The sequence below is a fragment of the Pseudomonas sp. SDO5522_S412 genome (assembly GCF_054071215.1).
Map to the genome: position 1 here is coordinate 1 of NZ_JBSVWQ010000272.1, position 7,066 is coordinate 7,066.

The 7,066-nt window shown below is 60.4% G+C and carries 7 protein-coding genes; 3 read left to right on the forward strand and 4 right to left on the reverse strand.

What is annotated here, in order from left to right; genetic code table 11:
- Positions 1-79: 79 nt before the first annotated feature.
- The 3 genes from ACW9I6_RS29210 to ACW9I6_RS29220 are packed head-to-tail and all read right to left on the reverse strand — an operon-like array spanning position 80 to position 3,324.
- Positions 80-1,324 carry a lipoprotein-releasing ABC transporter permease subunit gene (locus tag ACW9I6_RS29210; RefSeq protein WP_003218940.1) on the reverse strand — a complete coding sequence of 415 codons (1,245 nt, stop codon included), beginning with the start codon at positions 1,322-1,324 and terminating at the stop codon, positions 80-82.
- 58 nt (positions 1,325-1,382) lie between these two features.
- Entirely contained in the window at positions 1,383-2,066 is a 684-nt protein-coding gene (gene lolD, locus ACW9I6_RS29215; protein WP_003218941.1) for a lipoprotein-releasing ABC transporter ATP-binding protein LolD, read from the reverse strand.
- 7 nt (positions 2,067-2,073) lie between these two features.
- A complete protein-coding gene (locus tag ACW9I6_RS29220; protein ID WP_003218943.1) occupies positions 2,074-3,324 on the reverse strand; it encodes a lipoprotein-releasing ABC transporter permease subunit in 1,251 nt (416 codons plus the stop codon).
- Between the two features lie 94 nt (positions 3,325-3,418).
- Between ACW9I6_RS29220 and ACW9I6_RS29225 the strand changes: the two genes are divergently transcribed.
- Together ACW9I6_RS29225 and ACW9I6_RS29230 are read left to right on the forward strand one after the other, a co-directional pair.
- A complete protein-coding gene (locus ACW9I6_RS29225) occupies positions 3,419-4,003 on the forward strand; it encodes a PilZ domain-containing protein (protein WP_003218944.1) in 585 nt (194 codons plus the stop codon).
- 66 nt (positions 4,004-4,069) lie between these two features.
- Complete coding sequence (locus tag ACW9I6_RS29230) at positions 4,070-4,792, forward strand: glycerophosphodiester phosphodiesterase (RefSeq protein ID WP_003218946.1); 723 nt, start codon at positions 4,070-4,072, stop codon at positions 4,790-4,792.
- 42 nt (positions 4,793-4,834) lie between these two features.
- On the opposite strand, the gene sthA is transcribed toward ACW9I6_RS29230, so the two are convergent.
- A complete protein-coding gene (gene sthA, locus ACW9I6_RS29235; protein WP_003218947.1) occupies positions 4,835-6,229 on the reverse strand; it encodes a Si-specific NAD(P)(+) transhydrogenase in 1,395 nt (464 codons plus the stop codon).
- Positions 6,230-6,465: 236 nt separating this feature from the next.
- On the opposite strand from sthA, the gene ACW9I6_RS29240 reads away from it, so the two are divergent.
- On the forward strand, positions 6,466-7,008 hold the full coding sequence (locus ACW9I6_RS29240; RefSeq protein ID WP_177022895.1) for a chalcone isomerase family protein: 543 nt from the start codon (positions 6,466-6,468) through the stop codon (positions 7,006-7,008).
- Positions 7,009-7,066: the final 58 nt, after the last annotated feature.

Consider the following 7,066-nt stretch of genomic DNA (forward strand, 5'->3'; position numbering starts at 1 on the left):
CACATTTTGACCGAGTGCATTCAGGAAGAACGCGGTCAAAATGTGGGAGCGGGCTTGCTCGCGAAGGCGGTCTTAAGAATTACGAATACCTGAGGGCATGCGCCGGCTCAATCTTCGCCGCCCGATACGCCGGATAGATGGTCGCCAAAAAGCTCAACACAAACCCCGCCGAGCAAATCAGCAACACATCCCCACCCTGCAACTGCGAAGGCAGGTTGCTGACGAAATACACGTCCGAACTGAAGATATGCTGCCCGGTCACCCGTTCCAGCCACCCAACCAGTTCACTGACGTTCAGCGCCGCAATCACGCCGAGGATTCCACCGATCAAGGTACCGACGATCCCGATCACCGTCCCCTGCACCATGAAGATCGCCATGATCTGCCGCGGCGTGGCGCCGATGGTGCGCAGTATCGCAATGTCGGCGCCCTTGTCGTTCACCACCATGATCAAGGTCGCGATGATGTTGAACGCCGCCACCGCGACGATCATCAGCAACAGCAGGCCGATCATGGTTTTTTCCATCTTCATCGCACTGAACAGGCTGCCCTGGGTGTGGGTCCAGTCGTCGGCCTTGTAGTCGGCGCCGAGGCTGGCGGCGATATCCGCCGAGACCTTGGGCGCGGCATACAAGTCTTTCACTGCCAGGCGCACGCTTTGCACCTGGTTCGGCTCCCAATGCTGTATCTCGGCGGCGTCGGCCATGTGGATCAGGGCCATGGAGCCATCCAGCTCCGCGCCCACCTTGAACACACCCACCACGTTCAAACGCTGCATACGCGGGGTGATGCCACCGGGCGCACTGCTGATTTCCGGTACGATCAGGGTCAGCTTGTCACCGACATTCAGGCGAAAACGCCGGGCGGTGATTTCGCCGATCACCACACCGAACTCGCCCGGTTTAAGGTCTTCAAGATGACCCTGGACGATATGCTGGGCCACAATCGACACCTTGCCTTCCTGGGCCGGATCAACGCCGCTGATCTCGATCGGCTGCATCGCGCCCTTGTAGGAGAGCATGCCGTCCATCTGTGTGAACGGTACAGCAGCAGTGACTTCCGGATTCTTCATCGCGGCATCTGCCACCGGCTGCCAGTCGCTGATGGGCTTCACGCCAACGATGGTCGCGTGGGGCACCATGCCGAGGATGCGTGAGCTCATTTCCCGCTGGAAACCGTTCATTACCGACAACACCACGATCATCGCCAGCACGCCGAGGGCGAGGCCGATCATCGAGGTCATCGAGATAAACGAAACAAAACGGTTGCGGCGCTTGGCGCGGGTATAGCGCGTGCCGATGAAAATCGATAACGGTCTGAACATTCGCGGGCACCGTTGAAAAAATAGAAAACCCGGCGCCGGGCGCCGGGCTTGAAACAGGTCAGATGGCGACCAGATGACCTTCCTGCAGGTGCAACACACGGTCCATCTGGCGGGCCATGCTCATGTCATGGGTCACCACCAGGAACGCGGTGCGCATCTGGGTGCTCAACTCCAGCATCAAGTCCTTGATGCCCTGGGCGGTGTGGGAGTCGAGGTTGCCGGTCGGCTCGTCGAGCATCACCAGCCCCGGGTTGTTGACCAGGGCACGGGCAATCGCCACACGCTGGCGCTCGCCGCCGGACAACTCAGCCGGCTTGTGCTCCAGGCGATGGCCCAGGCCGACGCGCTCCAACAACGCCTGGGCACGCTGGCGTGCTTCCGGGATCGCGGTCTTGCCGATCAACAGCGGCATGCAGACGTTTTCCAGGGCGGTGAACTCGGGCAGCAAGTGGTGGAACTGGTACACAAAACCCAGCGAACGGTTGCGCAACTGGCCACGGGCCTTCTCGCCCAGGGCCGACAACTCTTCGCCGGCCAGCCAGACGCTGCCCTGGGACGGCGTATCAAGGCCGCCCAACAGGTTGAGCAAGGTACTTTTACCGGAACCGGAACTGCCGACGATCGCCACGCGTTCGCCCGGGTGCAGTTCCAGCTGCAGGTTGGACAGCACCACCACGGACTCCGGGCCTTCCTCGTAGGATTTGCCCAGGTTGCGGCAGCTCAGGATTGCTTTTTCACTCATGCCCGATTCACTCATAACGTAAAGCCTGCGCCGGCTGGGTACGTGCCGCGCGCCAGGCTGGATACAGGGTGGCAAGGAAACTCAGGACCAACGCGGCGCCGCCGACCATCAATACGTCCTGGCTCTGCACCTGGGACGGCAAGTAGTCGATGAAGTAGACGTCGGAGTTCAAGAATTTGTGGCCGATCAACACTTCCAGCCCGGCGATAGCCGCGCTGACGTTCAGCGCGGCGAGAATCCCCACCACGGTGCCGATCAAGGTGCCGACGACGCCGATCACCGTGCCCTGGACCATGAAGATCGCCATGATCTGCCCCGGCGTGGCGCCAAGGGTGCGCAGGATCGCGATGTCGCCCTTCTTGTCGTTCACCACCATCACCAGCGTGGAGATGATGTTGAAGGCGGCGACGGCGACGATCAGCAGCAACAGCAGGCCGATCATGGCTTTTTCCATGCGGATGGCCTGGTACAGGTTGCCGTGGGTGCGGGTCCAGTCGCGGGCGTAGTACTGGTTTTCACCCAGGTGCTGGGCGATTTCCCACGAGGTACGCGGCGCGTCGAACAGGTCGTTGAATTTCAGGCGCAAGCCCTGGACCTGGTCCGGCTTCCAGCGATGCAGGCGGGCCAGGTCGGTCAGGTTGGTCAGGCCCAGGTAGCCGTCGATCTCACCGGCGCCGACATGGAAGATGCCGACCACGGTAAAGCGCTTCATGCGCGGGAACATGCCCGCCGGAGTCACGGTGACTTCCGGCGCGACGAAGGTCAGCTTGTCGCCGATGCCCACGCCGAGCTTGGCCGCCGCCTTGTCACCGATAGCGATGCCAAAGCTGCCGGGCGACAAGTCGTCCAGTTTGCCCTGCTGCATGAAGTTATCGATGATCGAGACATTGCGTTCCTGCGCCGGGTCGATGGCATTGAGCAGGACTTTCTGCACCTTGCCGTCGTTGGTCAACAGGCCCTGCATCTGGGTGAAGGGCGCAACCGCCAGCACTTTGGGGTTCTGCTTGACCTTCGCGGCCAGGCTTTGCCAGTCGCTGATGGGCTCACCCGACTCGATGGTCGCGTGGGGCACCATGCCCAGCACGCGGGTGCGCATCTCATGATCGAAGCCGTTCATCACCGACAGCACCACAATCATCACGACAACGCCAAGGGCGAGCCCGATCATCGAGGTCAGGGAAATGAACGACACAAAATGATTGCGACGTTTTGCACGGGTATAACGCGTGCCAATAAATACGAAGAGAGGTCTGAACATGTCGGGGCTTGTTCGGAGGAAAAGAAGACGTCCTTGTGGCGGGGTCAGGTAAGCAGCTTTACACTCAGACCATCACCGCTGCCTTGGGTTCGCCATGTCGACATTAGATGAAGAAGATCGCCGCGAATACTACCGTATCGAGGACATGATCGCACTGGAAATTACCCCACTGTCGGGCCCGGAAGCGCTGAGCAAGGAAGTGTTGCTGGATGATTCGCCGCTGTTCAATCTGCTCAGCGAGTTGCACCTGAGTGAATTTGAATCCCAGCACTTGCTGCGCCAGATCGGCGAGCGGGACCGCACCCTGGCCGCCTTCCTCAAAGTGCAGAACAAACGCATGGATTTGCTCAGCCAGATCATGGCGCAAAGCCTGCTGGGCGAAATCGGTACGCCGCAGCCCGTGGTCATTTCCGAAGGCGGCATCGAATTTCTGAACCCCACCGCGATCCAGCCCGACAGCCACCTGGCGGTCAAGCTGGTGCTGATGCCGCAAGCCCTCGGGCTGTTGCTGCGAGCCAAGGTTACCCATTGCGATGCCAAGACCGGTGGCTTTGAAATCGGCACGGAATTCGAAGCCATGACCGATGCCCAACGCCAGCTGCTGGCGCGCTACATCCTGCAGAAACAGGCCCAGGAACGGCGCCTGGCGCGGGAAAAAAGCGACGAATCCGACACCTGAATACGATCATTGAATGGCGCGTCGCGTCATCCATCCAGCCAGGAACCCTGGCGTAAAGGAGCAACTGTGACCCTGATTTATGGCCACCGCGGTGCCAAAGGCGAAGCACCGGAAAACACCCTGACCAGCTTCCAGGAATGCCTCAAGCACGGCGTGCGCCGCTGCGAACTGGATTTGCACCTGTCCATGGACGGCGAGCTGATGGTCATCCACGACCCGACGCTCAAGCGCACCACCGACCGGCGCGGCAAGGTCGTCGAGTACTCAGCCGCCGACCTGGTCAAGATGGACGCGCGCAAAGGCGGCCCGGGCTGGGTCAACCCTTGCCCGATCCCGCGCCTGGAAGAGCTGTTCGAACAGTGCGACTTCGACCACTGGCAACTGGAAGTCAAAAGCGCATCGCGCACCCGCGCGGCAACCACCGTGCTGGCGATCCGGGAAATGGCTCAGCGTTTCGGGCTGATGGACAAGGTCACCGTGACCTCAAGCTCGCGGGAAGTGTTGAAAGCGGCGCTGGACCTCACCCCGGACCTGTCCCGCGGGCTGGTAGCCGAATACGCCTGGCTCGACCCGTTGAAGGTCGCGGCCAACTATGGCTGTGAGATTCTGGCGTTGAACTGGACGTTGTGCACCCCTGAGCGTCTGGAAAAAGCCCAGCGCCAGGGTTTGCACGTGTCCGTATGGACCGTCAACGAACCCGCGCTGATGCGCAGGCTCGCCGACTTCGGCGTAGATAGCCTGATTACAGACTTTCCCGGTTTGGCCACTGCCACCCTCGGGAATTACTGAAATCGGTCTCCCCGGCCGGCTCAGGCCACCGGCCGGAGCCGCTCAAAAAAGCCGGTTGAGGCCGTCGTAGGCCGCTACCCGATAGGCTTCAGCCATGGTCGGGTAGTTGAACGTGGTGTTGACGAAATACTTGAGGGTATTCAGCTCACCCGGCTGGTTCATGATCGCCTGGCCGATGTGCACGATCTCCGACGCCTGATAGCCGAAGCAATGCACGCCGAGCACTTCCAGGGTCTCGCGGTGGAACAGGATCTTCAGCATGCCCTGGGGCTCACCGGCGATCTGCGCACGCGCCATGCTCTTGAAGAACGCCTTGCCGACTTCATAAGGCACCTTGGCCTTGGTCAGTTCGTGCTCGTTCTTGCCGATCGAGCTGATCTCGGGAATCGTGTAGATCCCGGTCGGCACGTCGTTGACGTAGCGCCAGCTGCCGTTGTCGACAATGCTGCCAGCGGCCGAGCGGCCCTGGTCATGGGCGGCACTGGCCAGGCTCGGCCAGCCAATCACGTCACCGGCACCGTAGATGTTCGGTACGCAGGTGCGGTAGTTCTCGTCGACTTCGATCTGGCCACGGCTGTTGACCTTGACCCCGATGTTTTCCATGCCCAGCTTGTCGGTGTTGCCGGTACGGCCGTTGCACCACAGCAAGGCGTCGGCCTTGATCTTCTTGCCGGATTTCAGGTGCAGGATCACACCGTTGTCCAGGCCTTCGACCCGCTCGTACTCTTCGTTGTGGCGCACGGTGATGTTGTTGTTGCTGAAGTGGTAACTCAACGCCTGGGAAATTTCCGAGTCGAGGAAGCTCAGCAACTGGTCGCGGTTATCCACCAGCTCGACCAATACACCCAGGCCGCTGAAGATCGAGGCGTATTCACAGCCGATCACGCCGGCGCCGTAGATGATCAGTTTGCGCGGGGTGTGGCCCAGGCTGAGGATGGTGTCGCTATCGTAGATACGCGGGTGGTGGAAATCGATATCCGCCGGGCGATACGGACGCGAGCCGGTGGCGATGATGATGTGCTTGGCTACCAGCTTCTCGACCACGCCGTTGGCGCAGACCACTTCGACGGTTTGCTCGTCGGCGAAGCTGCCGGTGCCGAAGAACAGGTCGACGCGGTTACGGGCATAGAAGCCGGTACGCGAGGCAACCTGTTTGGAAATGACTTTTTCAGCGCTCTTGAGCACGTCCGGGAACGAGAACCAGCGCGGCTCACCAATGGCCCGGAACATCGGGTTGGTGTTGAACTGCATGATCTGGCGCACCGAGTGACGCAAGGCCTTGGACGGGATGGTACCCAGGTGGGTGCAGTTACCGCCGACCTGGCGACGGCTATCGACCATCGCCACCTTGCGCCCTGCTTTGGCGGCGTTCATCGCCGCACCTTCTCCAGCTGGGCCGGAACCCAGTACCACCACGTCGTAGTTGTAGACAGCCATGCGTACTCCTCAGAACAGGCCAGGGCGCACGGTTGGACGCCTGGCTAAATCATGCCGCGGCCAGCGGTCATGAAGGATCAATGTGGCTCAAGTGTGTGAGCCGGGGCACAGTCTATAGAACGCTCAACGTCGCGCACATTAACCCTTGGTCGCGTCGTAGGCCAGTTTTGCCTTTACTACACGGCGCTCGTTATTGAATTAACCTGTAGGCAAGCACCTTTTCAGGACTGGCCATTATGAAGCATGTCGTCATTTGTTTATTGCTGATGTTTTCGGTCCCGGTTCTGGCGAATGAGGCTGATCGCCTCAAACAAGCCGATTTTCCGGCGCAATCTCATCAACTGGTGCTGAAAAACCAGGCCGTCCTGACCTACCTGTGGGCAGACGTCTATGCGGCGGCATTGTTCGCCCCGGCTGACCTGAGCGCCAAACAAGCCCTGGATCAGCAAAAAGACCTGCGCCTGGAGCTGTATTACTTTCGCGATATCGACCGCAACGATGTGATCAAGGCCGCCACTGCCACCCTCGAACGTCAGCAAACACCCGCCACCCTCGCCCGCCTGAAGCCTGAACTGGATCAATTGCACAAAAGCTTCCGCAACATCCGCAGCGGCGACCGTTATGCGCTGGACTTCCAGCCTCAGCGCGGCCTGAACCTGGAAATCAACGGCACGGTGGTGTTCAGCAGTCGCAATGACGAACTGGCCAAGGCTTATCTCGGCATCTGGCTGGCACCAAAAGGCTTGTCCGACAGCCTGCGTAGCACCCTCCTCAACTGATCGCAAAAACCCTGTGGGAGCGGGCTTGCTCGCGAATGCGGTGTGTCAGTGGCTCATA

Excerpts from the sequence above, each read along its gene's own strand:
- sthA (WP_003218947.1), bottom strand. The coding sequence starts at position 6,229 with ATGGCTGTCTACAACTACGACGTGGTGGTACTGGGTTCCGGCCCAGCT.
- ACW9I6_RS29225 (WP_003218944.1), top strand. The coding sequence starts at position 3,419 with ATGTCGACATTAGATGAAGAAGATCGCCGCGAATACTACCGTATCGAG.
- ACW9I6_RS29210 (WP_003218940.1), bottom strand. The coding sequence starts at position 1,324 with ATGTTCAGACCGTTATCGATTTTCATCGGCACGCGCTATACCCGCGCC.
- ACW9I6_RS29240 (WP_177022895.1), top strand. The coding sequence starts at position 6,466 with ATGAAGCATGTCGTCATTTGTTTATTGCTGATGTTTTCGGTCCCGGTT.
- lolD (WP_003218941.1), bottom strand. The coding sequence starts at position 2,066 with ATGAGTGAAAAAGCAATCCTGAGCTGCCGCAACCTGGGCAAATCCTAC.
- ACW9I6_RS29220 (WP_003218943.1), bottom strand. The coding sequence starts at position 3,324 with ATGTTCAGACCTCTCTTCGTATTTATTGGCACGCGTTATACCCGTGCA.